Origin of the sequence: Arthrobacter sp. JUb115, assembly GCF_004365035.1 — a bacterium.
Lineage (GTDB): Bacteria > Actinomycetota > Actinomycetes > Actinomycetales > Micrococcaceae > Glutamicibacter.
In genome coordinates this window covers 438,053-463,771 of record NZ_SOBS01000001.1, presented here as the reverse complement: position 1 = coordinate 463,771, position 25,719 = coordinate 438,053, and the positions used below count along the sequence as shown (strand labels likewise).

Below are 25,719 nucleotides of genomic sequence, written 5' to 3'. Positions count from 1 at the left end.
GAAAACGCCAGCCTCGCGGCTGGCGTTTTCCGTGTCGGCTGGCGAGTCACTTCTGGCGGACGTTGGCCTCGATCTTCGCTCCGGTATCGGCGTCGATGTTCTTCCAGTATTGGATCGCGTTGGACAGCACCGGCTCGATGACGCCATCCAGCGCCCCGGTGACGGTGTCCACCAGTTCGGCGCGCTGGGCATCATCCATCACCTCGCGGACCAGGATGCCGGGTTGTACGAAGTCTCCGTCGTCCTTGCGCAGCGTGTAGGCCTCGCGGACCAGCTCGCCGTCGGACTCGAAGGAATTTTCCGCAGGTCCGGTTTCATCGCTCCATGAATCCCCGAAGGAGTTCGGCGCATAGACGCTGCGATCCCCGGTGTGATCGTAGGTCATGCTCCCCTCGAAGTTGTACGAGTGGACCGGGCACTTGGGCTTGTTCACCGGCAGCTGCTGGAAGTTGGTGCCGATGCGGTAGCGCTGCGCATCCGCGTACGCGAAATTGCGTCCCAGCAGCATCTTGTCAGGACTCATCCCCATGCCCGGGACCATGTTCCCGGGGGAGAATGCGGCCTGCTCGATTTGCGCGAAGAAGTTCTCCGGGTTCCGGTTCAGCGTCATGGTGCCGACCTTGATGCGCGGATAGTCCTTCTTGGACCAGACCTTGGTCAGGTCGAAGGGGTTGAACCGGTAGGTCTTGGCTTCCTCGTAGGGCATGATCTGCACGTACAGGTCCCACTGGGGAAAATTTCCGGCCTTGATGGCATCGAACAGGTCGCGACGGTGGAAGTCGGCGTCGGATCCGGCCAGTGCCTCGGCCTGCGCCCCGCGCATGGTCTCGAACTTCTCGGACTGCTTGTTCAGGAAATGGTACTTGACCCAGAATTTCTCTCCGGCAGCATTGACCCACATGTAGGTGTGCGAGCCGTAGCCGTTCATCTCGCGCCAGGTCTTGGGCAGGCCGCGCTGGCCCATGATGTAGGTGACCTGGTGGGCGGATTCCGGATTCTGCGTCCAGAAGTCCCACTGCATGGTTCCATCGCGCAGCCCCGAATCGGGCAGGCGCTTCTGGGAGCGGATGAAGTGCGGGAACTTCATCGGGTCGCGCACGAAGAACACCGGCGTGTTGTTCCCGACCAGATCGAAATTGCCTTCGGAAGTGTAGAACTTCATCGAGAAGCCGCGCACATCGCGCCAGGTGTCGGGAGAGCCGAGCTCGCCGGCAACGGTGGAGAAACGCATCAGCGTTTCGGTTTTCACGCCAGGCTGGAACAGGGCCGCCTTGGTGTACCGGGATACGTCCTCGGTGGTTTCGAATTCGCCGAAGGCTCCGGAACCCTTGGCATGCGGGCGGCGCTCGGGAACATTCATCCGGTTGAAATGCTGCAGGGTCTCGACCAGATGATGGTCGTGCAGCACGATGGGGCCGTTGGCGCCCACGGTCAGCGAGTTGCGATCGCTGGCTGCCGGGATTCCTGCTTGGGTTGTCGAGGTGGGATCTTCACTGGCCATGTTTGCTCCTCAGCTATGTGGTGCATTGGGAAAAGGGCGAGTACTGCCCATCATGCCACGCGAAGCGGGGGCGTTGAAGGGATGCAAAAAGGGCCCGAACCGTTGAACGGTTCGGGCCCTCAGCGCGTCCTTAGACGGTGCGCGCCAGAATTGCCTGCTTGACCTCGGCGATAGCCTTGGTCACCTGGATGCCGCGTGGGCATGCTTCGGTGCAGTTGAAGGTGGTGCGGCAGCGCCACACGCCTTCCTTGTCGTTCAGGATCTCCAGGCGCATGTCGCCTGCATCATCGCGCGAGTCGAAGATGAAGCGGTGGGCGTTGACGATCGCGGCCGGGCCGAAGTACTGGCCATCGGTCCAGAACACCGGGCAGGAGCTGGTGCAAGCAGCGCACAGGATGCACTTGGTGGTGTCGTCGAAGATCTCGCGGTCCTCGGCGGACTGGTAGCGTTCCTTGGTTGGCTCGTGGCCCTTGGAGATCAGGAATGGCATGATCTCGCGGTAGGACTGGAAGAACGGTTCCATGTCGACGATGAGGTCCTTTTCAAGAGGCAGGCCCTTGATGGCTTCAACGGTGATCGGCTTGGAGGTGTCCAGGTCCTTGAGCAGGGTCTTGCAGGCCAGGCGGTTGCGGCCGTTGATGCGCATGGCATCGGAACCGCACACGCCGTGGGCGCAGGAGCGGCGGAACGACAGCGAGCCGTCCTGCTCCCACTTGACCTTGTGCAGGGCGTCCAGCACGCGGTCGGTGCCGTACATGGTCAGCTTGAAATCTTCCCAGTATGCGTCCGCAGTAGCCTCTGGCAGGTAGCGGCGAACGCGCAGGGTGATGTCGAAGCTCGGGATCTCTCCGCCGCCGCCAACGCCTGGCTTCAGGTCGATCTTTGACGGTGGTTCTGGCAGTTCGGTGCTCATTAGTACTTACGCTCCATTGGCTGGTAACGGGTAAAGACCACTGGCTTGGTCTCCATGCGGATGCCCTTGATGTCCTCGGTGACGGCTTCTGCGTCACGGTAGGACATCGAGTGCTTCATGAAGTTCTCATCGTCGCGGTCTGGGAAGTCCTCGCGGTAGTGGCCGCCGCGGGATTCCTTGCGGTGCAATGCAGCAACGGTGATGACCTCGGCCAAGTCGAGCAGGAAGCCCAGCTCGATGGCTTCGAGCAGATCCAAGTTGAAGCGCTTGCCCTTGTCCTGGATGCTGATGTTCTTGTAGCGCAGGCGCAGATCCTCGATCACGTCGCGCGCTTCCTTCAGCGAACGCTCGTCGCGGAATACCTGGACGTTGGCGTCCATGGTCTCCTGCAGGATCGAGCGCAGGTCCGAGACGCGCTCGGTGCCGTTGCCGGTCAGCACGCCGTCGATCTGCGCGGTGACGAATGCTTCCGGGTTCTCCGGCAGCTCGACGAAGTCGGCGGTCTTGGAGTACTCGGCAGCGGCAACGCCGGCGCGCTTGCCGAACACGTTGATGTCCAGCAGCGAGTTGGTGCCCAGGCGGTTCGAGCCGTGGACCGATACGCAAGCAACCTCGCCGGCGGCGAACAGGCCAGGAATGACGGTGTCATTGTCCTGCAGCACTTCGGTGTTGATGTTGGTTGGAACGCCACCCATTGCGTAGTGCGCAGTGGGGTAGACAGGCACCGGATCGGTGAATGGCTCGACACCCAGGTAGGTGCGGGCGAACTCGGTGATATCCGGCAGCTTGGATTCGATGTGCTCTGGTTCCAAGTGGGTCAGATCCAGCAGCACGTAGTCCTTGTTCGGGCCGCAACCGCGGCCTTCGCGGACTTCGTTGGCCATCGCGCGGGCCACGATGTCACGTGGTGCGAGGTCCTTGATGGTCGGCGCATAGCGTTCCATGAAGCGCTCGCCATCCGAGTTGCGCAGGATCGCGCCTTCGCCACGTGCACCCTCGGTGAGCAGGATGCCCAGTCCTGCAAGGCCCGTTGGGTGGAACTGGAAGAACTCCATGTCCTCCAGCGGCAGGCCCGAGCGGAAGGCGATGCCCATGCCGTCGCCGGTCAGGGTGTGCGCGTTGGAGGTGGTCTTGAAGACCTTGCCGGCGCCGCCCGAAGCGAAGATGACCGACTTGGCCTGGAAGACGTGCAGTTCACCGGTAGCCAGGTCGTAGGAGACGACGCCGGCAACGCGCTTCTGCTTGTAGGCGGTGCCGTCCTCGCGGTAGGCATCTTCTTCGACCATCAGCAGGTCGAGCACGTAGTACTCGTTGTAGAACTCGACGTTGTGCTTGACGCAGTTTTGGTACAGGGTCTGCAGGATCATGTGGCCCGTACGGTCAGCTGCGTAGCATGCGCGTCGCACGGCGGCTTTGCCGTGGTCGCGGGTGTGGCCGCCGAAGCGGCGCTGGTCGATCTTGCCCTCTGGGGTTCGGTTGAATGGGAGGCCCATCTTCTCCAGGTCCAGCACGGCGTCGATGGCTTCCTTGGCCATGACCTCGGCTGCGTCCTGGTCAACCAGGTAGTCGCCACCCTTGATGGTGTCGAACGTGTGCCACTCCCAGTTGTCTTCCTCGACGTTGGCAAGTGCTGCGCACATGCCGCCCTGGGCCGCACCGGTGTGCGAGCGGGTTGGGTAAAGCTTGGTTAGCACTGCGGTGCGTGCGCGCTGACCGGATTCGATCGCTGCACGCATGCCTGCACCACCGGCACCGACGATAACAACGTCGTACTTATGTACCTGCATTCTTGATGCTCTCTTTTCTAAAAATCTGTGTGGCTATTGGCTGGAACTAGGGGAGTTCCAATTAGCACTGCGGCAGCTGGCTGCCGGCGACGCATGGATCGAAGGTGAAGATCACCAGGGAACCAAGCACGATGATGAAGATCGTGGCGACGTACAGGATGCCCTTGAGCCATGCACGGGTAGCGTGCTTCTCTGCGTAGTCGTTGATGATGGTGCGCACGCCGTTGGTGCCGTGCAGCATGGCCAGCCACAGCATGGCCAGATCCCAGAACTGCCACAGCGGCGAGGCCCACTTGCCGGCCACGAAGCCGAAGCTGATGCCGGAGATGCCTTCGCCGACCATCAGGTTGGAGATCAGGTGGCCGAAGATCAGGACGATCAGCACGACGCCGGAGAGGCGCATGAACAGCCATGCCAGCATTTCGAAGCTTCCGCGGGACTTTGGTCCGCGCTTGTACTTTGGATCAATGCGCTGGCTGCGAGGAGCAGGAATAGAAACGCTCATGGCTTAGTGGCTCCCAAATGCGATCGACAGGTGACGGATGGCGAAGCCCGCAAAGACGATGACCCAGAGGATCAATACGCCCCAGAGCAACTGGCGCTGGTACTTGGTACCCTGCTTCCAGAAGTCGACCAGGATCAAGCGCAGACCGTTGAATGCGTGGAAGAGGATTGCTGCAACCAGACCGGTTTCACCAAGTGCCATCCACGGGGTCTGGTAGGTGCTAATGATTGCGTCGTAGGCGCCGGCATCGACACGGACCATGGCCGTATCGAGCACGTGCACCAGCAGATAAAGAAAAATAACGACACCGGTGACTCGGTGTCCCACCCAGGACCACATGCCTTCATGGCCGCGGTATAGGGTGCCTGACGAAGTCTTCGACACTGAACTAAACCTCCAAGGCTCGCAACGGCGCATGTGTATATTGCACACAATGAGATTTGACGCACTTGTGCGAGCGTTCCTTGTGCGAGTCTAAACCACTTGGCTAGCTCCAATCTATTTCGTGTCTCGTTCCTGTGAGCATGTTCACCGAAAAGGGGTAATTATGCGCTAAAAGGCCGAAATCCCGCCCGTAATACCTCATGCGATGTTTTCGTATTTAATCTGTTGCACAGGTTTCAATGGACAGGATTATCCACCGAATGAATTAGTCTGGAAGGCGTGAATGCAGACCTATTAGCCCGATTCCACGGCGTGATCCCCGCCGGCGGCGTCGGCACCCGATTGTGGCCCCTCTCCAGGGCTTCCGCTCCGAAGTTTTTGCACGATCTGACCGGATCCGGATCCACGCTGATCCGCGCCACCTATGACCGCCTGGTCCCGCTGGCCGGCGAACGGATCATGGTGGTCACCGGGCGTGCGCACCGCGGAGCCGTAGTGTCCCAGTTGCCCGAGCTGTGCGACGAGGACCTGGTGCTTGAGCCGGAGCCGCGCGACTCGGCCGCCGCCATCGGCCTGGCCGCCGCGATCCTGTACCGCCGCGACCCGAGCATCATCATGGGCTCCTTCGCCGCGGACCAGGTCATCGAGCCGGTTGAGGTGTTCCAGGCCGCGCTGAGCGAAGCGATCCACACCGCTGCGACCGGCAAGATCGTGACCATCGGCATCCACCCGACGCACCCTTCCACCGGTTTCGGCTACATCCAGACCGGCCAGCCGCTGGAGGTGCCCAATGCGCCGTCGGCGCGCGGCGTGGTGCAGTTCGTGGAGAAGCCCGATGAGGACACCGCCCGCAAGTACCTGGCCTCGGGCGGGTTCCTGTGGAATGCCGGCATGTTCGTCGCGCCGGTGAGCCTGATGCTCAAGCACCTGGAAGCCAACGAGCCGGCGCTGTACACGGGCCTGATGAAGATCGCCGATGCCTGGGAAACCGATCAGCGCGAAACCGTGATGCGCGAAGTCTGGGCCGATCTGCCGAAGATCGCCATTGACTATGCGGTGGCCGAGCCGGCCGCCGCGGCCGGCGACGTCGCGGTGATCCCGGGCGTTTTCAACTGGGACGACGTGGGCGACTTCGCCGCGATCGGCCGCTTGAACAAGGCCAGTGCCGAGGAGGGCATCATCAACCTGGGCGGCGAGTCGGTGCGCGTGTATGCCGACAGCGCTACCGGCGTGGTCTATTCGGACCGCCCGCGCGTGGTGGCCCTGGTCGGGATCGAGGATGTGGTCGTGGTGGATACCGCCGACGCGTTGCTGGTGACCACCAAGGAGCATGCGCAGAAGGTCAAGCAGACCGTGGAGGCCTTGAAGGCCGACGGCGCTACCGAGGTGCTTTAGCACAGCAGGATTGCGAACGGGGCGAGCTGGCCGGCAACGGGTCGGCGCGCCCCGTTTCCCTTGCCTGATGTTGCGCAATGCGCCCGAACATTACGGAAAACTGTCATTTTCTGCACCGTGCCGAGTATCTTCAAAAGGTGTCCACCGTGAATGAAAATGGCAATCCGGCTTCCGTCAGCGACTTCACCGAGCCGCTGATCGACCAGCTGATCGGCTTCCGCAGGGAACTGCATCGCAACCCGGAGCTGTCCTTTGCTGAGCACCAAACCACCGAGCGGATTCTCGAAACCCTGCGTGCTGCCGGGCTGGCGCCGCAGAAAATGGCCGACACCGGCGCCTTCGTGGACATTGGCGAAGGGCCCATCCGCATCGCCTTCCGTGCCGACATCGACGCGCTGCCGGTGGTGGAGGAAACCAACCTGGACTTCGCCTCGATGACCCAGGGCGTGGCGCACGCCTGTGGCCACGACATCCACACCACCGTGATGATCGGCGTGGCTTTGGCCCTGGGCAGGATCCATGCCGCCGGCAAGCTCGATGGCTGCGTGCGGGTGATCTTCCAGCCCGCCGAGGAGAAGCTTCCCGGCGGGGCGCTGTCGGTGATCGAGCAGGGCTTGCTCGATGGCGTGCCGCGGGTGCTCGCGCTGCATTGCGACCCGCGGATCGACGCCGGGCATATCGGCACCCGCATCGGTGCGATCACCTCGGCCAGCGACACCATCCGCATCGAGGTCAACGGCCGGGGCGGGCACACCTCGCGCCCGCACCTGACCGAAGACATCGTTTTCGCGATGAGCCAGATCGCCACCCAGGTCCCGGCCGTGCTCGGGCGCAAGGTCGATGTGCGCTCGGCCGTCTCGGTGGTCTGGGGCCAGATCCACGCCGGCAGCGTGCCGAACGCGATCCCCGCCACCGGATACCTGGCCGGCACCATGCGCTGCCTGGACGGCGATGTCTGGTACGAGGCCGGTGAGCTGCTGGACCAGGCCGTGCGCCAGATCGCCGCTCCCTACGGAGTGGAAATCAAGCTGCAGCACACCCGGGGAGTGCCTCCGGTGGTCAACGCTCCGGCGGAGACCGCATTGATCGAGGACGCCGCGCGCCGCGAGTTCGGAGCCGAAGCCATCGAGCTGACTCCGCAGTCCATGGGCGGGGAGGACTTCGCGTGGATGACGCAGAAGGTTTCCGGTGCGATGCTGCGGCTGGGAACCCGCACCCCGGGCGGCAAAACCTATGACCTGCACCGCGGGGACTATATCCCCGACGAATCGTGCATTGGCGTGGGGGTTCGCATCATGGCGGCCGCCGCCATGCAGGCCGTGCGCGAGGCAAACGCCAAATAGGGCGTTGGCCACATCAAACCCGAAAGTTTTTAACATTTCTTTGACGCTTTAACAATTCGGTCAGTGACTTGGGCGTTGGCGTTAAGCGCTTGCCGTTTTGTGGCCCGTAAGTTATCTGTTTGTAATCTTTATCGTCTTTACCTGTGACATATCTCCGATAGGCTATGGAAACGATGGGAATGCTATGACTTTTGGTGTGCTCGAGTAAGGCCTAGGCAATGAAGCCTTGCACGAGGGTCAGGTGTCTTGCCTCCCGCATTATCTCGCAAGATTCTTTGGAGGAACAGATGCGCTTCGTATCGCGCAAGACCGGTATGGCTGCAGCCATGCTCGGCATCTCGGCATTAGCTTTGAGCGCCTGCGGCGCTGCACCGGAAGAGACCAGCTCGGCTGGCCAGTTCCCGGACTACGTCGGCTGCATTGTGTCCGACTCCGGTGGATTCGACGACCAGTCCTTCAACGAATCTTCCTTCCGCGGCTTGAAGAACGCCGAGAAGGACCTGGGCATCCAGACCAAGGATGCCGAATCCAAGTCGAACGCCGACTTCGCGACCAACCTCAACGGCATGGTCAACGCAGGCTGCGACCTGACCGTCACCATCGGCTTCCTGCTGGGCGACGCAACCGCTGAGGCTGCCGCGGCCAACCCGGACAAGAACTTCGCCATCGTCGACTTCCAGTACGAGAAGCCGATCGAGAACGTCAAGCCGATCATCTACGACACGGCCCAGGCTGCCTACCTGGCAGGCTACGCAGCAGCTGCCGCTTCGAAGACCGGCACCGTTGCCACCTTCGGCGGCATCAAGATCCCTACCGTCACCATCTTCATGGACGGCTTCGCTGACGGCGTGGCCAAGTTCAACGAAGACAAGGGCAAGGACGTCAAGCTGCTGGGCTGGGACAAGAAGAAGCAGGACGGCACCTTCTCCGGCGACTTCGAGAAGCAGGATAAGGGCAAGCAGATCACCAAGAACTTCATCGCTTCCGGCGCTGACGTTGTCATGCCTGTCGCCGGCCCAGTGGGCAAGGGCGCTGGCGCTGCAGTAGTCGAGGCCAACGACGGCGGCAAAGAAGCCAAGCTCGTGTGGGTCGACTCCGACGGCTTCCTGACCGCTCCTGACTACAAGGACGTCATGCTGACCTCGGTCGTGAAGACCATGGACACCGCAGTCGAAGATGTCATCCGCACCGACGCCGAGGGCAAGTTCGACTCGACCCCGTACGTGGGCACCTTGGAGAACGAGGGCGTTGCACTGGCACCGTTCCACAACTTCGATGAGGAAATCGGCGAAGACACCAAGAAGGAGATCGATGCCCTGAAGCAGCAGATCATCTCCGGTGAGCTGGAGATCGAATCGGCCTCCAGCCCCAAGTAGGTCTAGGCAAACCAGCCATGGAGCGCGTCACCGCTCGCCGCAATACAGCGGTGGGCAGGTGACGCGCTTTATGCCTGCCTAAGGGCCAAAACAACCTGCAAGCAAGAACCTCGCCAAACGAACAATGAAGATGGTGGAATCGTGAAACTCGAACTACGAGGAATCTCGAAAGCCTTCGGTTCTTTCTACGCCAACAAAGATATCGACCTGACGGTCGATGACGCCCAGATTCACTGTCTGCTCGGCGAAAACGGTGCTGGAAAGTCCACGCTTATGAACGTGCTCTACGGGCTGTACCAGCCGACCGAGGGCCAAATTTTGCTGGACGGGAAGCCCGTCGAGTTCTCCGGACCGGGCGACGCCATGGCCTCGGGCATCGGCATGGTGCACCAGCACTTCATGCTGGTCCCGGTCTTCACCGTGGCAGAGAATATTGCCCTCGGCGCAGAAACCACCAAGGCTGGCGGCGTGCTTGACCTGCAGGTCACCCGCAAGAAGATCCGCGAGATCTCCGACCGCTACGGCTTCGACGTGGACCCGGACGCGGTCGTCGAAGACCTGCCCGTTGGCGTGCAGCAGCGTGTCGAGATCATCAAGGCCCTGGTGCGCGAGGCCAAGATCCTGATCCTCGATGAGCCGACCGCGGTGCTGACCCCGCAGGAAACCGACGAGCTGCTGGACATCATGCGCCAGCTCAAGGCCAACGGCACCTCCATCGTCTTCATCTCGCACAAGCTGCGCGAAGTGCGCGCCGTCTCCGATGTGATCACCGTGATCCGCCGCGGCCAGGTCATCGATTCGGTCTCCCCGGAATCCTCCACCACCGAGCTGGCCAACCTCATGGTCGGCCGCGCCGTGGAACTGAACCTGAACAAGGCGGCAGCCACTCCCGGGCCGGCGGTACTGCAGGTCAAGGACCTGACGGTCGTCGACCCGGCGGGCACCACCACGCTGGACTCGGTCACCTTGGATATCCATGCAGGCGAGATCCTGGCGATCGCCGGCGTGCAGGGCAACGGCCAGACCGAACTGACCGAAGCGATCCTGGGCACCCAGCCGGTGACGGGCGGCTCGGTCAAGCTCGCCGGCCAAGAGCTGGTTGGCAAGTCGGTCAAGCAGATCCTGCGCTCGGGCCTCGGCTTCGTTCCCGAAGACCGTTCGGTGCACGGCCTGGTCACCCAGTTCTCCATCGAGGAGAACCTGGTGCTGGACCTCTACGACCGCCCGCCCTTCGGCAAGGGCATCTCGATGAACCTGGAGGCGATCAAGAAGAACGCCGCGCAGCAGATCCAGGGCTTCGACGTGCGTACCGATAATCCGCTGAACCCTGCCTCCAGCCTCTCGGGCGGCAACCAGCAGAAGGTCGTGATGGCCCGCGAGTTGAGCCGCGATTTGAAGCTGTTCATCGCTTCGCAGCCGACCCGCGGCGTGGATGTGGGCTCCATCGAGTTCCTGCACCGCCGCATCGTGGCCGAACGCGACAAGGGCACCCCGGTGATGATCGTTTCCACCGAGCTGGACGAGGTCATGGAATTGGCCGACCGCATTGCCGTGCTCTACAAGGGCAGGATCAACGGCATCGTGCCGGGCGACACCTCCCGCGAGGTGCTGGGCTTGATGATGGCCGGCGTTTCGCAGGAAGAAGCCCTGGCCCAGGCCGAATTCGCGAAGGCGGAGAACGAGCCGGTTGAAGCCCAGCCAGCTAGCGAGCATGACAACCAGGAAGGAGAAGCGCAGTGAGCGAGAAAGCACCTGTGGTTCCCGGCTCCGGCAAGCCGGGCAATGACCTCTTGCGCCAAATCACCCAGGGACCAGGCCTGGTCTCGGTCCTCGGCGTCATCGTCGCACTGGTCATCGGCGGCCTGCTGATTGCGGTCACCGATGAGAAGGTGGGCGAAACGGCCGGCTACCTCTTCGCCCAGCCTTCGGCCTTCTTCGGCGAATTCTGGCGTGCGGCCACCGAAAGCTATGTGGCGCTGTTCAACGGCTCGATCTACAACTCCTCGCAGGGGTTCAAGCCGTTCCTGGAGACCCTGACCGTCTCCACCCCGCTGATCTGCGCCGGCTTGGGCGTGGCCGTGGCATTCCGCGCCGGCCTGTTCAACATCGGTGCCCAGGGCCAGATCATCATCGGCTCGGTGCTGGCCGCCTACATCGGCTTCGCCTGGCACCTGCCCATCGGCCTGCACCTGCTGCTGGTGATCGTCTTCGGCCTGCTCGGCGGCGCGATCTGGGGCGGCCTGGTCGGCCTGCTCAAGGCCAAGACCGGCGCCCACGAAGTGATCCTCACGATCATGTTCAACTACGTGGCCGTGTACCTGATCGACTTCCTGATGAACACCCAGGGGTTCCGCCGTCCCGGCGAGACCAACCCGATCTCGCCGATCCTGGACAGCTCGGCCATCTTCCCGGCGATCCCCGGTTCGCGTTTGCACCTGGGCTTCGTGATGGCGGTGCTGCTGGTGCTGGCCGTGTCCTGGATGTTCAAGCGCTCCACCGTGGGCTTCGAATTCCGCGCCGTGGGCCACAACCCGGAAGCCGCGCAGACCGCCGGCATCAACGTGGCCCGCACCACCATCATCGCGATGGCGCTGGCTGGCGCGTTGGCCGGTGCCGCAGGCGTGGCACAGGTGGCAGGCACCGAAAAGGTGCTCACCGGCGGCATCGCCGGCTCGCTGGGCTTCGACGCGATCACCGTGGCGTTGCTGGGCCGCTCCACCCCGTGGGGCACCTTCTTCGCCGGCCTGCTCTTCGGAGCGTTCCAGGCCGGTGCGGTGAACATGCAGATCACCACCGGCACCCCGATCGACATCGTTTCGGTGGTGCAGTCGCTGATCGTGCTGTTCATTGCCGCTCCGCCGCTGGTCAAGGCCATCTTCGGCATGAACCGCAAGAAGAAGCGCAGCTCCAAGCTCGAACCTACTAAGGCAGGTGCCAAGTGACCTCTTCCACCTTGCAGCCGGCAATCAACGTCCTGCCGAGCAAGAAGACCCCGATCATCCTCTCGGTGATCGCAGTGATCGTCTTCTTCAGCTTCGGCCTGCTGGGCAACGACCAAGCCGCCCACTTCACGCTGAACAGCGCCGGCGACGCCTTCGAGCTGCCCGAACTGGTCTTCCCGGGCCGCATCACCAACATCGTGTTCGGCGTGCTGCTGCTGGCCATTGCCGCCTACGCGTGGATGCAGCGCAAGCAGGGCAGGATCCTGGCCACCTGGATGGTCGCCATCGCGGCGGTCCTGTTCGTGCTGGGCTTCCTGATCTGGGTGGTTTCCGGCGCCAACATCAACAGCATTTCGCTGGCCAGCCTGCTGGCCGGTGGCGTGGTGCTGGCCGTGCCGCTGGTCTTCGGTTCGCTTTCGGGCGTGCTGTGCGAGCGTGCCGGCGTGGTCAACATCGCCATCGAGGGCCAGCTGCTGGGCGGTGCTTTCACCGCGGCACTGGTCGCCTCGCTGACCCAGAGCGCCTTCGCGGGCCTGGTTGCCGCCGGCCTGGCCGGCGCCATGGTCTCGCTGGTCCTGGCGGTCTTCTCCATCAAGTACGTGGTCAACCAGATCATCGTCGGCGTGGTCCTGAACGTGCTGGTTTCGGGCATCACCGGCTTCCTGTTCACCACCGTGATGCAGGAGGACCCGGAGCGCTTCAACTCGCCAGCGCACCTGCCGGTCATTGAAATCCCGCTGCTCTCCTCGATCCCGGTCATTGGCCCGATCCTGTTCAAGCAGTCGGTGATCGGCTACCTGATGTACCTGGCCGTCTTCCTGGTCTGGTTCGGCCTGTTCAAGACCAAGTGGGGCCTGCGCGTGCGCGCCGTGGGCGAGCATCCGAAGGCAGCCGATACCCTGGGCATCAAGGTCAACGCGATCCGCTTCTGGAATGTCACCCTCGGCGGCATCGTGGCCGGCATCGGCGGTTCCTTCTTCACCCTGGTGGCCATCGACTCCTTCACCAAGGAAATCTCCGGCGGCCGCGGCTTCATCGCGCTGGCCGCAGTCATCTTCGGCCGGTGGAACCCGATCGGCGCTTTCCTGGCCGCCCTGCTCTTCGGCTTCGCCGATAACTTGCAGGTGATCCTGACGATCATCGGCACCCCGGTACCAAGCCAGTTCATGGCCATGATGCCTTACCTGGTGACCATCTTCGCGGTGGCCGGATTGGTGGGGCGTTCGCGCGGACCGGCAGCTGCGGGCGAACCCTACGTGAAGGAATAGCGATTTCCCATGAATAGCAACAACGCGCCGTGGCCGCAGCTCGAAGCTGCGGCTGCGGCCGCGCTGTCCCAGGCCTACGCGCCCTACTCCGAGTTCCGGGTGGGTGCCGCGGCACTGACCAGCGACGGCCGCCTGATTTCCGGGTGCAACATCGAGAACGCCGCCTACGGGGTCACCCTGTGCGCTGAATGCGCCATGGTGGGCCAGCTCTTCGCCACCGGCGGGGGCACCATGGAATACTTCCTGTGCTTCGGCCAGCTGCGCGAGGGCGAGCTCGAACTGATTACCCCGTGCGGCCGGTGCCGCCAGCTGCTTTTCGAACACCGCGGGGCGCAGCTGCTGATCAAGACAGCCCGCGGCATCGTGGGAATCGATGACCTCTTGCCTGACGCGTTCGGGCCGCAGAATCTCAACTTCTAGCGCCGGAGCACACCGGCCAACAGCAGAATGGAAGGTGCCTGATATGGCTACCGAGCAATTCAGTGCCGTCGAAGTCATCCGCGCCAAGCGCGATGGCGGCGAACTGAGCAACGAGATGATCGACTGGACCATCGACGCCTACACCCGCGGGGTCATCGCCGAAGAGCAGATGTCCGCGCTGAACATGGCCATCTACTTCCAGGGCATGAACCGCAACGAGATCTCGCGCTGGACCACCGCGATGATCAACTCCGGGGAACGCATGGACTTCTCTGCCCTCACCGACCCGTCGGGCAAGAAGCTGGCCACCACCGACAAGCACTCCACCGGCGGCGTGGGGGACAAGATCACCTTGCCGCTGGCTCCGCTGGTCGCCAGCTTCGGCGTGGCCGTCCCGCAGCTCTCGGGCCGCGGGCTGGGCCACACCGGCGGCACCCTGGACAAGCTCGAAGCCATTCCCGGCTGGAAGGCGGATCTGTCCAACGAAGCGCTGTTCTCCCAGCTGTCCAACGTCGGCGCGGTCATCTGCGCCGCCGGCACCGGACTGGCTCCGGCGGACAAGAAGCTCTATGCCCTGCGCGATGTCACCGCCACTGTGGAAGCCATCCCGCTGATCGCGTCCTCGATCATGAGCAAGAAGATCGCCGAAGGCACCGGCACCCTGGTGCTGGATGTGAAGGTCGGCTCCGGCGCGTTCATGAAGGACGAGGCCATGGCCCGCGAACTGGCCGAGACGATGGTGAACCTGGGCACCGATGCGTCGGTGAACACCGTGGCGCTGCTGACCAACATGGAAACCCCGCTGGGCCTGACCGCCGGCAACGCCATCGAGGTCGAGGAATCCGTTGAGGTCCTGGCCGGCGGCGGACCAGAGGACGTCGTGGAGCTGACCGTGGCCCTGGCCACCGAGATGCTTGCCGGGGCAGGCATCAAGGATGCGGATGTCCCCGGTGCGCTGAAGAACGGCAAGGCCATGGACATCTGGCGCAAGATGATCGCGGCCCAGGGCGGCGATCCGGATGCCAAGCTGCCGGTAGCCAAGGAATCGCACACCGTGGTGGCGCCCGCCGAGGGCGTGCTGATCAAGCTCGACGCGATGGACATCGGCCTGGCCGCGTGGACCCTGGGCGCAGGACGTGCCCGCAAGGAAGACAGCGTCCAGGCCGGCGCCGGCGTGCGCATGCACGTGAAGCCAGGTGCCTTGGTTCGCCGTGGCGAGCCGATTGCCACCTTGCTGACCGACACCCCGGCCAAGATGGAGCGTGCCATCGAGCTGGTCCAGCGCGCCATCATGATCGGTTCGGCCGATGACCGTCCGGACACCCGCCTGATCCTGGACCGCATCGCTGCCAAGTAGCCGAATCCGGATGGGCGCTCAAGGAGCCGGGAAACACGTTGCCGTGTTTCCCGGCTCTTTCGCTTGCCGGCGACCTATCCGCTGGCAATCAGTGCCCCGCTCCAGAAATATCGGGAGCCTGGTCGCCCTGCGAGTGCTCTTCCCCGGCCTCGCTGCCTGCAGCAGCTGGGCTTTTCTTTTCCGGAGGGCCCTGCAGGTCCGTTCGTCTTCGAAGTCGCGGTATCGATGGGCTGGCATCCTTGCGGTCCCCAGGCCAGCTGCCGCAGTGGAAGTTCCCAGAAAGTTCCCGGGAACAATAACGGCGTAGTCAAACGTTAGTCAGTTAACTCCTACCTGGGTAGCAGATGGGAATTGTCCACAACGCAACGTAAGCAGGATGCGCGCAGGTGAGTTCTCGAGCGAAAATGGAGAGACATTCAGCGCATGGAGCGCCTTGGGAAAGTAGATGTAGGCACGCATGGAATTAGTCAATGAGGCAATCACGCAGGCCGCTAGCGCATGGTGGATCCTGCCGTTATTGTTTCTGTTCTGCATGATCGATGCGATTTTCCCCCTCGTCCCGAGTGAATCATTTTTGGTTTCACTGGCCGCGGTCGGCGTCCACACCGGTGTTCCCAACCTTGTCCTGATCGGCTTGCTCGGTGCCGGCGGTGCCTTGCTCGGCGACCAGATCACGTACGCCATCGGACGCAAGATCGGATCCAGGGGGTTCAAGTGGATGCGCGGGCAACGCGCGCAGCGGGTGCTGAACTATGCCGAGAAGAAACTTGAAACCTCGGGCGCTCTGCTGATTTTCACGGCCCGATACATCCCGATTGGCCGAGTGGCCGTGAACCTGACCGCGGGCGCCACCGGATTCAGCCACAAGCGCTTCACCCTCTTCGACACCATCGGCGTACTGACCTGGGCTGCCTACTCCGTCAGCATCGGTGCGCTGGCCGGCAACTGGATGCACGACAACAAGCTGCTGGGCATTGCAGTTTCCATTGTCATCGCCGTAGTGCTCGGATTCGTCATCGACCGGATCGTCAGCTGGGTGCTGGATCGCCTGCATCGGCGCGCGGCGAAGCGCGAAGGGCACCCGGTGCAACCAGCCAGGCAGACCGTCCCGCCAACCCCTGACGAGGGTTAACCTCCCGTATTGATCAGGGTCACATAGTGGCTCGCAGATCTTTACCCGTTGGAGCTGTCAGTTCCGCGAAAATGCGACTAGGCTCAGTGGTGTGACTGAAGAAATGATTCATACTGACTACGATCCCGAATTCGATTTCCGGGATCTGCCTAAAGTTTCGCTCCATGACCACCTCGACGGTGGTTTGCGCCCTCAGACGATCATCGAGCTGGCCGCCGAGATTGGACACGAGCTGCCAGAGACCGAAGCAGAAGCTTTGGGCGAATGGTTCCGTGAATCAGCCGACTCCGGCTCGCTGCCACGCTACCTGGAAACCTTCGAGCACACCGTCGCGGTCATGCAGACCCGAGATGCGCTGATCCGCGTTGCCCGCGAATTCGTAGAGGACCTCGCTGAAGACGGTGTCATCTACGGCGAAGTCCGCTATGCACCAGAGCAGCACCGCCGCGAAGGCTTGAGCCTGGACGACGTCGTCGACGCCATCCAGGAAGGCCTGGACCAGGCCTGCGAGCAGCTCAACGCCGAGGGCCACCCGATGCAGATCGGCCAGATCGTTACCGCCATGCGCCACAGCGACCAAGGCGTGGAAATCGCCAAGCTGGCCCTGCGCCACCGTGGTCGCGGCGTCGTCGGTTTCGATATCGCCGGTGCTGAAGATGGCTTCCCGCCATCGGTAATGAAGGAAGCTTTCGACCTGCTGGCCGAGAACCTCTTCCCAACCACCGTGCACGCTGGCGAAGCAGCCGGCCTGGATTCCATCAAGGAAGCCATCCTGATCGGCCGCGCCCAGCGCCTGGGCCACGGAGTCCGCGTAGCCGAGGACATCGAGATCGAGTTCGGAGCTATCGACGAGAACGGCGAAGAACTCAGCGACGATACCGGCCTGGTATCGCTGGGCCCGGTAGCGAACTGGGTCCGCGAACGCGGCATCCCGCTGGAAGTCTGCCCGTCCTCGAACCTGCAGACCGGTGCTACCTCCAAATTCGGCGAAGGCATCGGGAACCACCCGATCGACCTGCTGGTCCAGACCGGTTTCAATGTCACCATCTCGCCGGATAACCGCCTGATGTCCGGCACCACCTTGTCCGACGAGTTCGAATTGCTGGTAGAAGCCTTCGACTACGACTTGGAAGATCTGCTGGATCTGACGCTGAACGCCGCCGAAGCTGCCTTCGTCCCGCTGGAAATGCGCGAGCTGCTCGTTGAGTACATCAACGACTACTACGACAACCTGCTGGATGACGAGGACTACGACGAAGACGAATACGAAAACGTCGCCGACTAGTTCCAGGACCCAGCCGCCAGGCAACCACCGAAGCCGCCCCTTGCCCAAGCAAGGGGCGGCTTCGCTGGTTCCAAGGGCAGGTGGTTCCTAGAACGGGTACTGCTTCTTGGTGGACTGCACGCCGACCCAGTGATCGGTGGTGAATTCCTCGATAGCCCACTCGCCGTTGAAACGGCCCAGACCCGAATTCTTCTCGCCACCGAACATCACATGCGGTTCATCATTGACGGTGATGTCATTGACGTGAGTCATCCCGGCCTTGATGCCGCGGGCAAAGGCGACGCCCTTCTCCAGGTTTTGCGTGAAAACGGCCGAGGACAAGCCGAATTCGGTGTCATTGGCCAGTTCCAGCGCATGCTCTTCGGAGTCGGCCTTGGCGATGCCCACGACCGGGCCGAAGATCTCCTCGCGGAACAGTTCCATGCCGCTGGTGACATCTGCGAAGACGTGGGGAGAGACCACACGGCCTGTGATCGAACCTGCCAGGACTTCGCGGGCGCCCTGGCCACGCGCGGTCTTGATCTTGCCGCTCACCGACGCCAACTGGGCGTCATTGATGATCGGTCCTACGAGGTTGGCTGGATCGGCGGCATCGCCATAGCCGAGCTTGCCGACCTGCTCGATGAACTTCTCGATGAAGGCCTCGTAGACCGGAGCCTGGACGATGATGCGGTTGATGGCCATGCAGATCTGCCCCTGGTGCAAGAACTTGCCCAGGGTCGCGGCTTTCGCTGCTTCGTCAAGGTCAGCGTCTTCGAGCACGACGAATGGCGCGTTGCCGCCAAGCTCCAGCGCCACGCGTTTCATGTGCTCGCCGCTGACCGCGAGTTTCCCGACGTTCTTGCCCACCGGAGTCGAACCGGTGAACGAAACCAGCGACGGGGTCCGATGCGCCACGAAGTAGTCGCCGATTTCCGAACCGGACCCAACCACTGCGTTCAGCACGCCATCTGGCAGGCCAGCCTCGGCGAAAGCCTTGGCCAGGACCAGGGCTCCCACCAGCGGGGTATCCGAGGCGGGTTTGAGCACCACCGCGTTGCCCAGGGCCAGGGCGGGCGCTACGGACCGGGCCGACAGCAGCAGCGGGAAGTTCCACGGGCTGATGACGCCCACCACGCCGACTGGTTCGCGGTAGACCCGGTTCTCTTTGCCCTCGGCATTGGAGAGCAGGATCTTGCCGTGCACGCGGGTGGGGAAGGTGGCTGCTTCGCGGATGGCAGCGATGGTGCCGCCCAGTTCGATGTTCGCCTTCAACTGCGTGGAACCGGATTCGGCGGTCAACAGCGCCAGGATGCCCTCGAAGTTCGACTGCAGGTAGTCGGCGGCCTGGTTCAAGACCTTCGTGCGCTTGCCGGGGGAGAGCGCCGCCCAGCCTGGCTGCGCAGCGGCGGCAGCGCCATAGGCGTCGTCGACGTCGTCGGTCGACGCCTGGCGGATCTCGGCCAGGAGCGAGTCATCAAAAGGGTTGGCAGTGCGCAGGATGCGCTCGGAGCGCCCCTCAACCCACCGGCCGCCGATGAAGAGTTTGGCTGGAAGCTGATCCAGGAATTCCAGCTGGGCGGTGTCTTGGACGGTCATTGGCAATCCTTCGCGTCGTCGGGATGAACTACGGCCATGCTAGCCCGAATGGGCAGCAATGGGCAGCTCCTTGGCCGCAGGCTGAAAGCCCGCTTCGATAGCATGTTCCTATGCCGGAGAACAGAACGCAGCTAGAGCAGCTCAACGCCACCGTACGGGCCCTTCGCAGCAGATGCGCCTGGACTGGCGCGCTGACTCACGAGTCGCTGCGCACCTACCTCATTGAGGAAAGCTATGAGGTACTGGACGCCATCGCCGAACGGAACCCAGCCCTGTTGAAGGAGGAGCTGGGGGACTTGTTCTTCCAGATCCTGCTGCATTCGCTGATCGCCGAGGAGCAAGACCATTTCGGCCTGGAAGATGTCGCCGAAACGCTGAATGCGAAGCTATTGCGCCGCAACCGGCATATTTTCGACGAGCAGGGCCAGGTCCGCCAGGACGTCATCACGGATGTGGATGAGATTATCCGCGTGTGGGATGCGGCGAAGCAGGCCGAACGCGCCGGCCAGCCGAAGAAGCGGAAGAACGCGGGACTGCCCGCTGGGCTGCCGTCCCTAGCGCTCGCGCAGAAATTGCTTGATCGCCATGCCAGAGCAGGATCGGCACAGCCCGCGGCCGGGCTAGTCACCGAGCAGATCCGTGAACGAATCGTCGACGAGTTCTCCCTGGCCAAGGAATTAATGGCCCTGTCAGCGAGGGCCGAGGAGCTGGGCCTGGATGCCGAATCGGTGCTGCGTGCGGCCCTGGGCCAGCAATACGGCGCGGAAACTGGCGCAACAACATCGCCCAAATCACCTTCGAAGCGCTAGGCTAGAGACAGGCAATGGCGCCGACGGTCTTATCAGCGACCGCTGGTTGACCTGCCCCAAGACCACCCCTTTTCTACAAGGAGTCCATACTCATGGCATTGATTGACGCCATTCACGCGCGCGAAATCCTTGATTCCCGCGGCAATCCGACCGTCGAGGTCGAGGTCCTGCTATCCGACGGCTCGCATGGCCGTGCTGCTGTTCCTTCCGGTGCATCCACCGGCGCTTTCGAAGCAGCTGAGCGTCGCGACGGCGACAAAGACCGGTACCTCGGCAAGGGCGTACTGGGTGCTGTAGAGTCCGTCATCGACGAAATCGCCGACGAGCTGGAGGGCCTTGACGCCACCGACCAGCGCGCCATCGATGCCACCATGATCGAACTGGACGGCACTGCCAACAAGTCCAAGCTGGGTGCAAACGCCATCCTCGGCGTCTCCCTGGCAGTGGCCAACGCCGCTGCAGTGAGCGCCAACCTGCCACTGTTCAAGTACCTGGGCGGCCCTAACGCGCACGTACTGCCAGTGCCACTGATGAACATCCTCAACGGCGGCTCCCACGCCGACTCCGACGTGGACATCCAGGAATTCATGATCGCCCCGCTCGGCGCGCCGACCTTCTCCGAGGGCCTGCGCTGGGGCGTCGAGGTCTACCACAACCTCAAGTCCGTGCTGAAGGAGAAGAACCTCTCCACCGGCCTGGGCGACGAGGGCGGTTTCGCTCCGAACCTGCCAAGCAACCGCGCGGCTCTGGAACTGATCACCGAAGCGATCAAGCGCGCTGGCTACACCCCGGGCGAAGACATCGCCCTGGCGCTGGATGTCGCTTCCTCCGAGTTCTACGAGAACGGCGCTTACCAGTTCGAGGGCCAGGCGCTCTCCGCCCAGGAAATGAGCGACTACTACGCTGGCCTGGTGGCCGACTTCCCATTGGTTTCGATCGAGGATCCACTGGATGAAGACGACTGGGATGGCTGGAAGACCCTGACCGACGCCATTGGCGACAAGGTGCAGCTGGTAGGCGACGACCTGTTCGTCACCAACCCGCAGCGCCTGGCCGACGGCATCGCCAAGGGCACCGCCAACTCGCTGCTGGTGAAGGTCAACCAGATCGGCACCCTGACCGAAACCATCGATGCAGTGACCATGGCGCAGCGTGCCGGGTACACCACCATCACCTCGCACCGTTCGGGTGAAACCGAAGATGTCACCATCGCTGACATCTGCGTGGCAACCAACGCCGGGCAGATCAAGACCGGTGCACCAGCTCGCTCCGAGCGCGTAGCCAAGTACAATCAGCTGCTGCGTATCGAAGAAGACCTGGGCGCCTCGGCGGTCTACGCTGGCCGTAGCGCGTTCCCGCGTTTCAACAGCTAATTTTCAGTAATAGCGAATAAGCTCGTCGGTAGTGGATACCGGCGGGCTTTTCGTTATTTAATGGAATTATCTTGCCAAGTCCACGGCAACACCGCAAGAAAAGCACCACGGGAATTGGGGGAGTATGGCTCAGCGACCACCGCGAATGCCTCGCCGTAATACTCCGGATCCGGCCGAAGAAGCCGTAATAACCCCGGTTGACCAGACGAAACATGACGGCGCAGGTTCCGAAGCTGAACCGCCTACCGACGCTCTGCGCATCGTCAGGCCACAAGCGCAGGCCAGGCAAACTCCTGCAACGCCGCGCCCACCGAAGGCCGCTCCCGCTGCGCAGAAGCCCAGAAGCGTTGCAGCACAGCCGAAATCGACGGCACGCCCAGCGTCAGATGCGTCACGTGAGCCGAAAAAATTTGCAGGAAATTACGCGCCGAAGCCGAAGGTGCCGCTGCGCGAACGTGCCAAGGAAAAGCAGAACGAACGCCGACGCGATGACCGGGTGAAGTTCTCTGCTGCCGTACGCCGCAAGCCGGGGCAGAAGCCGTCTGGCCAGAACCACGTCCCCAAGGGCGAACCCGTTGCTGCGCACCGGTTTTCCGGCCGTATCGCCGCCTTGATCGTGGTCCTGGCCTTCTTCGCAGTGATGCTCGTGCCCACGGTGAATTTCTACCGCACGCAGATGGCGGAGCTGAATGAGCTGAATGCCTCGATCGAAGCGCTGGAGACGCAGCGCGATGACCTCAAGGCAGAGATCGCGCGCTGGGATGACCCGCTGTACATCAAGCAGCAAGCACGCGAGCGGATAAACTTGGTAATGCCTGGTGAAAAGCTCTACATGGTGGTGGGTGAACGCCCTAAGGATGAAGAGACGCCCGCCGACGGCAACGGAAGCACCTTCGAGGTGCGCCAGGAACTTCCATGGGTTGATGCTCTGCTCGACTCCGTTCGACGTTCTGCCACTGACTAACCACTTTAAACACGAAGAGACTTATAACCGTGACTGAACAGCCAATCCGCGAAGCCCTTGACGCCGCCGGACGAGTACCCAGCGAAGCTGACCTCGACACCCTGTCCCGCCAGCTGAACCGCCCGGTGCGCGATGTGGTGGAGATCGGTGCGCGCTGCGTTTGCGGAAACCCTCTGGTAGCCACCACGGCACCGCGCCTTTCCTCGGGTATTCCCTTCCCCACCACCTACTACCTGGCGCACCCGGTGATCACTGCGGCAGTGTCGCGGTTGGAAGCTGCCGGGTTGATGAACGAGATGAATGACCGCCTGGGTGAGGACGCGCAGCTGGCGCAGGCTTATGTAGCTGCCCACGAGTCGTACCTGGCCAACCGCGATGCGATTGGCCAGCGCTCGGGGACCGGGGCCGTTCCGGAAATCGCTGGTGTCTCCGCTGGCGGCATGCCGACCCGCGTCAAGTGCTTGCACGTGCTGGTAGGGCACTCGCTGGCTGCCGGCGAGGGCGTGAACCCGCTGGGTGATGAAGCGCTGGCTGGGATTGCCCAGTGGTGGACCAAGGACAAGTGCTACTGCGTGGGTGCTTGGGATACCGAATCCGAGGCCCCGAGCCGTGACCGCTCGCGCCACGTGAAGACCCAGGAACAGCAGGACCCAGCGGCCAAGCGCGCAGAACGCGCCCGGAAGCGTGCCGTGCGTGAATCCGCACAGGGCGCTGACCAGGATGATGCCTAATGCGCGTGGCCGGTATTGACTGCGGAACCAACTCCATCCGTCTGCTGATCGCGGACATCGGGGCCGATGGCCAGCTGGTCGACGTGCTGCGCACCATGCGCATCGTGCGCTTGGGCCAGGGCGTTGACGCTACCGGCGCTTTCGCTCCCGAGGCCTTGGAGCGCACCTTTGAAGCTGCTCGCGAGTACAAGAAGCTGTGCGATGAGCATGGGGTGGAAGCCATCCGTTTCGCAGCGACCTCGGCGGCCCGCGATGCATCGAATCGCGAGGTCTTCACCGAGCGGATCACCAAGATCCTGGGCGTCGCCCCGGAAGTGATCAGCGGTGAAGAAGAAGCCTCCCTGTCCTTTGCCGGTGCGGCTTCGGTTCGGGACGGGCAAAGCGGCAAGAGCCTGGTGATCGACCTCGGTGGTGGATCCACTGAATTCGTTCTCGGTGATGCCACCGGCCCGTTGGCAGCCAAGAGCCTGGACATGGGTTGTGTGCGCGTTACCGAACGGTTCCACCAAGCGGGAATGCGTTCGGACCAGGCCTTGGAATTCATGGACAGCACCTTGGAATCCTTGGCCGGATCGGTTGACGTTGCGCAGGTCGACGCGGTGATCATGGTTGCAGGCACTTTCACGACGCTCACCGCCCAGGCCCTGGGATTGAAGCAGTACGAGTCGGAAAAGATCCATGGGGCGCAGCTGAGCTTCGCCCAGATGCGCCAAGCCACCGCCAGCATGCTTTCCTACAGCCGGGAAGAGCGCGCGGCACTGGGCTTCATGCATCCGGGACGAGTTGATGTGATCCAAGCTGGCGCAGCCATTGTGCAACGCATCCTTCATTACCTTGAAAAGGCCAGCGGGAACCGCGAAATGGTTCTGATTGCTTCCGAACACGATATTCTCGACGGAATCGCGGCTTCAGCTGCCGCCGCCTGAACCTGTCACCCAGTCACCGACCCAAGGAGATGTCTTGAGCTCAGCTTTGCGTGCCAGGAAAAGAATGGGCTTCCTCAAGCTCGGCTCTCTGCTTGTCGCAGCGCTGTTGGCCTTCACCCTGCTCAGCGTGGGCGTACCTGCCCGCGCTGACAACATGCGTGAGTCCGAATACTGGCTCAAGTCGTTGGGCGTGGCCGAAGCGCACAAGACGACAAAGGGCGAAGGCGTCAAAGTCGCGATCATTGATACCGGCATTGATACCGCGCATCCAGACTTGAAGGGTGCCGTGGTTGGCGGTGCTGATATGTCCGGCTCAGGCGGAGACAAGGGCAACAAGCCCATAGGCGTCATGAGCGAGCACGGCACCTTGGTGGCTACCTTGCTCGGCGGGCGCGGCAACAACAAGGGCGAAATCAAGCGGGTTAAATCCGAGAACGAGCGCTTGAAGGCCGCGTGGGAAAAGGCCAAGAAGACCGCCGAAGACGAAGACGAGGACATTCCCCAGGAACCTGAGTACGAAAAGGTGCCAAAGCTGAAGAGCGGCAAGGACGGCGTGCTCGGCGTCGCTCCGGCAGCAGACCTGCTGTCTGTGTCGCTGTGGATGGGCGAAGGCAACCCGGCGAAGATTCCAGTGGAAACCCAGATCCCCCGTGCCGTGAAATGGGCCGTGGATTCCGGGGCCAAGGTCATCAACATGTCTCTCGGTTCAACCAGCCCGGCATGGCCGGAAAGCTGGGATGACGCCTTCAAGTACGCAGAAGACCATGACGTGGTTATTGTTGCCGCTGCAGGCAACCGTTCGGGCGGCATGAGCCAGGTGGGCGCCCCGGCCACCATTCCGGGAGTGCTGACCGTGGCCGGCGTTGATGCCAGCGGCAAGGCTTCGCAGGATTCCTCGACCGAAGGCATTTCCATCGGCGTTGCAGCCCCTGCCGAGCAGTTGGTCGGCGGCTTGCCAGATGACGGCTACGCGCGCTGGTCCGGTACCTCTGGCGCGGCTCCTTTGGTGGCGGGCGTGGCCGCATTGATTCGTTCGGAATACCCGAACATGAAAGCTCCTGAAGTCATCAACCGCATCCTGAAGACCGCCAAGGACACCGGCACAGCCGGCGTGGACAACCTCTACGGCTACGGAATCATCGATGCGCAGGCGGCAGTGACGGCGAGCGTCCCCTCGGTATCCGAGAACCCGCTGGGCACGATCAGCGAGTGGATTCGCGTGCACCGCCGCGACACCCAGAAGACTGCTGATACCCCAGCTCCGGGCGTCTCGATGGAGAAATCGGACCTCAAGCAGGTCGCGGCGCCAGATCCGGTTCTTCCCGATGACTCGGCACCGGCGCTTCAGCCGTTGCTGATCGTCGGCGGGGGAGTGCTCCTGCTGCTGGTGATCATTGCAGGCATCGCCCAGACCCTGGTGCGTCGTCGACGCGAGAAGGCTGCGGCGCGGCTTGGTTCGGCTTCCTTGAGTTCATTGAAAGTCCCGGATCAAGCTGGCGGCCGGGATCTGTTCGACGAGATTCCCGAAGAAGAGAAGTAAATACCGGACAAAGCGGGGTGGAAACTGAAGATCCACCCCGCTTTTTCGCGCCTGCCGATGCTTAATTCGACAGCTTGGCGCGAACCTCGGCAGCCGGAAACGCCCACGCCTGGCGACGACGTGACACACCGAACGGAAATAGTTAGTGAATGTTTTCACTAACTCGAAAAATCCGCGTAGAATCAGCAGT

The 25,719-nt window shown here is 62.6% G+C and carries 22 protein-coding genes; 16 read left to right on the top strand and 6 right to left on the bottom strand.

Annotated features, from left to right (window positions below; all coding sequences use genetic code 11):
- Positions 1-46: 46 nt before the first annotated feature.
- The 5 genes from EDF61_RS02125 to sdhC form a co-directional block, all read right to left on the bottom strand.
- Positions 47-1,501 (bottom strand): catalase, encoded by a 1,455-nt coding sequence (locus tag EDF61_RS02125; protein WP_133833094.1) that lies wholly within the window; start codon positions 1,499-1,501, stop codon positions 47-49.
- 130 nt (positions 1,502-1,631) lie between these two features.
- Complete coding sequence (locus tag EDF61_RS02120) at positions 1,632-2,414, bottom strand: succinate dehydrogenase iron-sulfur subunit (protein WP_105661693.1); 783 nt, start codon at positions 2,412-2,414, stop codon at positions 1,632-1,634.
- The gene (sdhA, locus tag EDF61_RS02115) at positions 2,414-4,201 is read right to left on the bottom strand and encodes a succinate dehydrogenase flavoprotein subunit (protein WP_105661694.1); all 1,788 of its coding nucleotides are present in this window, start codon (positions 4,199-4,201) and stop codon (positions 2,414-2,416) included. The genes EDF61_RS02120 and sdhA overlap by 1 nt, the downstream gene beginning before the upstream one ends.
- A gap of 61 nt (positions 4,202-4,262) precedes the next feature.
- Positions 4,263-4,706: a succinate dehydrogenase hydrophobic membrane anchor subunit gene (locus EDF61_RS02110; RefSeq protein ID WP_105661695.1), complete on the bottom strand. Its 444-nt coding sequence runs from the start codon at positions 4,704-4,706 to the stop codon at positions 4,263-4,265.
- A gap of 3 nt (positions 4,707-4,709) precedes the next feature.
- The gene (gene sdhC / locus EDF61_RS02105; protein ID WP_388025151.1) at positions 4,710-5,123 is read right to left on the bottom strand and encodes a succinate dehydrogenase, cytochrome b556 subunit; all 414 of its coding nucleotides are present in this window, start codon (positions 5,121-5,123) and stop codon (positions 4,710-4,712) included.
- 246 nt (positions 5,124-5,369) lie between these two features.
- Here sdhC and EDF61_RS02100 point away from each other — a divergent pair, with 246 nt between their 5' ends.
- The 10 genes from EDF61_RS02100 (at position 5,370) to EDF61_RS02055 (ending at position 17,608) form a co-directional block, all read left to right on the top strand.
- Complete coding sequence (locus EDF61_RS02100) at positions 5,370-6,485, top strand: mannose-1-phosphate guanylyltransferase (RefSeq protein WP_133833093.1); 1,116 nt, start codon at positions 5,370-5,372, stop codon at positions 6,483-6,485.
- A gap of 146 nt (positions 6,486-6,631) precedes the next feature.
- On the top strand, positions 6,632-7,828 hold the full coding sequence (locus EDF61_RS02095) for an amidohydrolase (protein ID WP_105657427.1): 1,197 nt from the start codon (positions 6,632-6,634) through the stop codon (positions 7,826-7,828).
- Between the two features lie 287 nt (positions 7,829-8,115).
- Entirely contained in the window at positions 8,116-9,204 is a 1,089-nt protein-coding gene (locus EDF61_RS02090) for a BMP family lipoprotein (RefSeq protein ID WP_105657428.1), read from the top strand.
- Positions 9,205-9,345: 141 nt separating this feature from the next.
- Positions 9,346-10,944 (top strand): ABC transporter ATP-binding protein, encoded by a 1,599-nt coding sequence (locus EDF61_RS02085; RefSeq protein WP_133833092.1) that lies wholly within the window; start codon positions 9,346-9,348, stop codon positions 10,942-10,944.
- A complete protein-coding gene (locus tag EDF61_RS02080; protein ID WP_105661697.1) occupies positions 10,941-12,146 on the top strand; it encodes an ABC transporter permease in 1,206 nt (401 codons plus the stop codon). Before EDF61_RS02085 ends, EDF61_RS02080 begins: the two co-directional genes overlap by 4 nt.
- Positions 12,143-13,414, top strand: coding sequence for an ABC transporter permease (locus EDF61_RS02075; protein ID WP_105657431.1), 1,272 nt, complete (start codon positions 12,143-12,145; stop codon positions 13,412-13,414). The genes EDF61_RS02080 and EDF61_RS02075 overlap by 4 nt, the downstream gene beginning before the upstream one ends.
- A 9-nt stretch (positions 13,415-13,423) precedes the next feature.
- Complete coding sequence (locus tag EDF61_RS02070; protein WP_105657432.1) at positions 13,424-13,834, top strand: cytidine deaminase; 411 nt, start codon at positions 13,424-13,426, stop codon at positions 13,832-13,834.
- Positions 13,835-13,877: 43 nt separating this feature from the next.
- Complete coding sequence (locus EDF61_RS02065) at positions 13,878-15,191, top strand: thymidine phosphorylase (RefSeq protein ID WP_133833091.1); 1,314 nt, start codon at positions 13,878-13,880, stop codon at positions 15,189-15,191.
- Positions 15,192-15,648: 457 nt separating this feature from the next.
- Positions 15,649-16,323, top strand: coding sequence for a DedA family protein (locus tag EDF61_RS02060; protein WP_105657434.1), 675 nt, complete (start codon positions 15,649-15,651; stop codon positions 16,321-16,323).
- A 103-nt stretch (positions 16,324-16,426) separates the two neighbouring features.
- Positions 16,427-17,608, top strand: a complete 1,182-nt coding sequence (locus EDF61_RS02055) for an adenosine deaminase (protein ID WP_105661700.1) — start codon at positions 16,427-16,429, stop codon at positions 17,606-17,608.
- Positions 17,609-17,695: 87 nt separating this feature from the next.
- On the opposite strand, the gene EDF61_RS02050 is transcribed toward EDF61_RS02055, so the two are convergent.
- Positions 17,696-19,186 (bottom strand): aldehyde dehydrogenase family protein, encoded by a 1,491-nt coding sequence (locus EDF61_RS02050; RefSeq protein ID WP_133833090.1) that lies wholly within the window; start codon positions 19,184-19,186, stop codon positions 17,696-17,698.
- 110 nt (positions 19,187-19,296) lie between these two features.
- On the opposite strand from EDF61_RS02050, the gene EDF61_RS02045 reads away from it, so the two are divergent.
- The 6 genes from EDF61_RS02045 (at position 19,297) to EDF61_RS02020 (ending at position 25,529) form a co-directional block, all read left to right on the top strand.
- The gene (locus EDF61_RS02045; protein ID WP_133833089.1) at positions 19,297-19,995 is read left to right on the top strand and encodes a MazG nucleotide pyrophosphohydrolase domain-containing protein; all 699 of its coding nucleotides are present in this window, start codon (positions 19,297-19,299) and stop codon (positions 19,993-19,995) included.
- 92 nt (positions 19,996-20,087) lie between these two features.
- Positions 20,088-21,368, top strand: coding sequence for a phosphopyruvate hydratase (gene eno / locus EDF61_RS02040; protein WP_105657437.1), 1,281 nt, complete (start codon positions 20,088-20,090; stop codon positions 21,366-21,368).
- A gap of 145 nt (positions 21,369-21,513) precedes the next feature.
- Positions 21,514-22,332: an FtsB family cell division protein gene (locus EDF61_RS02035; protein ID WP_133833088.1), complete on the top strand. Its 819-nt coding sequence runs from the start codon at positions 21,514-21,516 to the stop codon at positions 22,330-22,332.
- Positions 22,333-22,361: 29 nt separating this feature from the next.
- Positions 22,362-23,063, top strand: a complete 702-nt coding sequence (locus EDF61_RS02030) for a DUF501 domain-containing protein (RefSeq protein ID WP_105657439.1) — start codon at positions 22,362-22,364, stop codon at positions 23,061-23,063.
- On the top strand, positions 23,063-23,989 hold the full coding sequence (locus tag EDF61_RS02025) for a Ppx/GppA phosphatase family protein (RefSeq protein ID WP_105657440.1): 927 nt from the start codon (positions 23,063-23,065) through the stop codon (positions 23,987-23,989). The genes EDF61_RS02030 and EDF61_RS02025 overlap by 1 nt, the downstream gene beginning before the upstream one ends.
- Before the next feature lie 34 nt (positions 23,990-24,023).
- On the top strand, positions 24,024-25,529 hold the full coding sequence (locus EDF61_RS02020) for a S8 family serine peptidase (protein WP_105657441.1): 1,506 nt from the start codon (positions 24,024-24,026) through the stop codon (positions 25,527-25,529).
- The last annotated feature ends 190 nt before the right edge of the window (positions 25,530-25,719 follow it).

Excerpts from the sequence above, each read along its gene's own strand:
- EDF61_RS02090 (WP_105657428.1), top strand. The coding sequence starts at position 8,116 with ATGCGCTTCGTATCGCGCAAGACCGGTATGGCTGCAGCCATGCTCGGC.
- sdhA (WP_105661694.1), bottom strand. The coding sequence starts at position 4,201 with ATGCAGGTACATAAGTACGACGTTGTTATCGTCGGTGCCGGTGGTGCA.
- sdhC (WP_388025151.1), bottom strand. The coding sequence starts at position 5,123 with ATGCGCCGTTGCGAGCCTTGGAGGTTTAGTTCAGTGTCGAAGACTTCG.
- eno (WP_105657437.1), top strand. The coding sequence starts at position 20,088 with ATGGCATTGATTGACGCCATTCACGCGCGCGAAATCCTTGATTCCCGC.
- EDF61_RS02110 (WP_105661695.1), bottom strand. The coding sequence starts at position 4,706 with ATGAGCGTTTCTATTCCTGCTCCTCGCAGCCAGCGCATTGATCCAAAG.
- EDF61_RS02120 (WP_105661693.1), bottom strand. The coding sequence starts at position 2,414 with ATGAGCACCGAACTGCCAGAACCACCGTCAAAGATCGACCTGAAGCCA.
- EDF61_RS02055 (WP_105661700.1), top strand. The coding sequence starts at position 16,427 with ATGATTCATACTGACTACGATCCCGAATTCGATTTCCGGGATCTGCCT.
- EDF61_RS02070 (WP_105657432.1), top strand. The coding sequence starts at position 13,424 with ATGAATAGCAACAACGCGCCGTGGCCGCAGCTCGAAGCTGCGGCTGCG.
- EDF61_RS02125 (WP_133833094.1), bottom strand. The coding sequence starts at position 1,501 with ATGGCCAGTGAAGATCCCACCTCGACAACCCAAGCAGGAATCCCGGCA.
- EDF61_RS02025 (WP_105657440.1), top strand. The coding sequence starts at position 23,063 with ATGCGCGTGGCCGGTATTGACTGCGGAACCAACTCCATCCGTCTGCTG.
- EDF61_RS02050 (WP_133833090.1), bottom strand. The coding sequence starts at position 19,186 with ATGACCGTCCAAGACACCGCCCAGCTGGAATTCCTGGATCAGCTTCCA.
- EDF61_RS02065 (WP_133833091.1), top strand. The coding sequence starts at position 13,878 with ATGGCTACCGAGCAATTCAGTGCCGTCGAAGTCATCCGCGCCAAGCGC.
- EDF61_RS02035 (WP_133833088.1), top strand. The coding sequence starts at position 21,514 with ATGCCTCGCCGTAATACTCCGGATCCGGCCGAAGAAGCCGTAATAACC.
- EDF61_RS02060 (WP_105657434.1), top strand. The coding sequence starts at position 15,649 with ATGGAATTAGTCAATGAGGCAATCACGCAGGCCGCTAGCGCATGGTGG.
- EDF61_RS02045 (WP_133833089.1), top strand. The coding sequence starts at position 19,297 with ATGCCGGAGAACAGAACGCAGCTAGAGCAGCTCAACGCCACCGTACGG.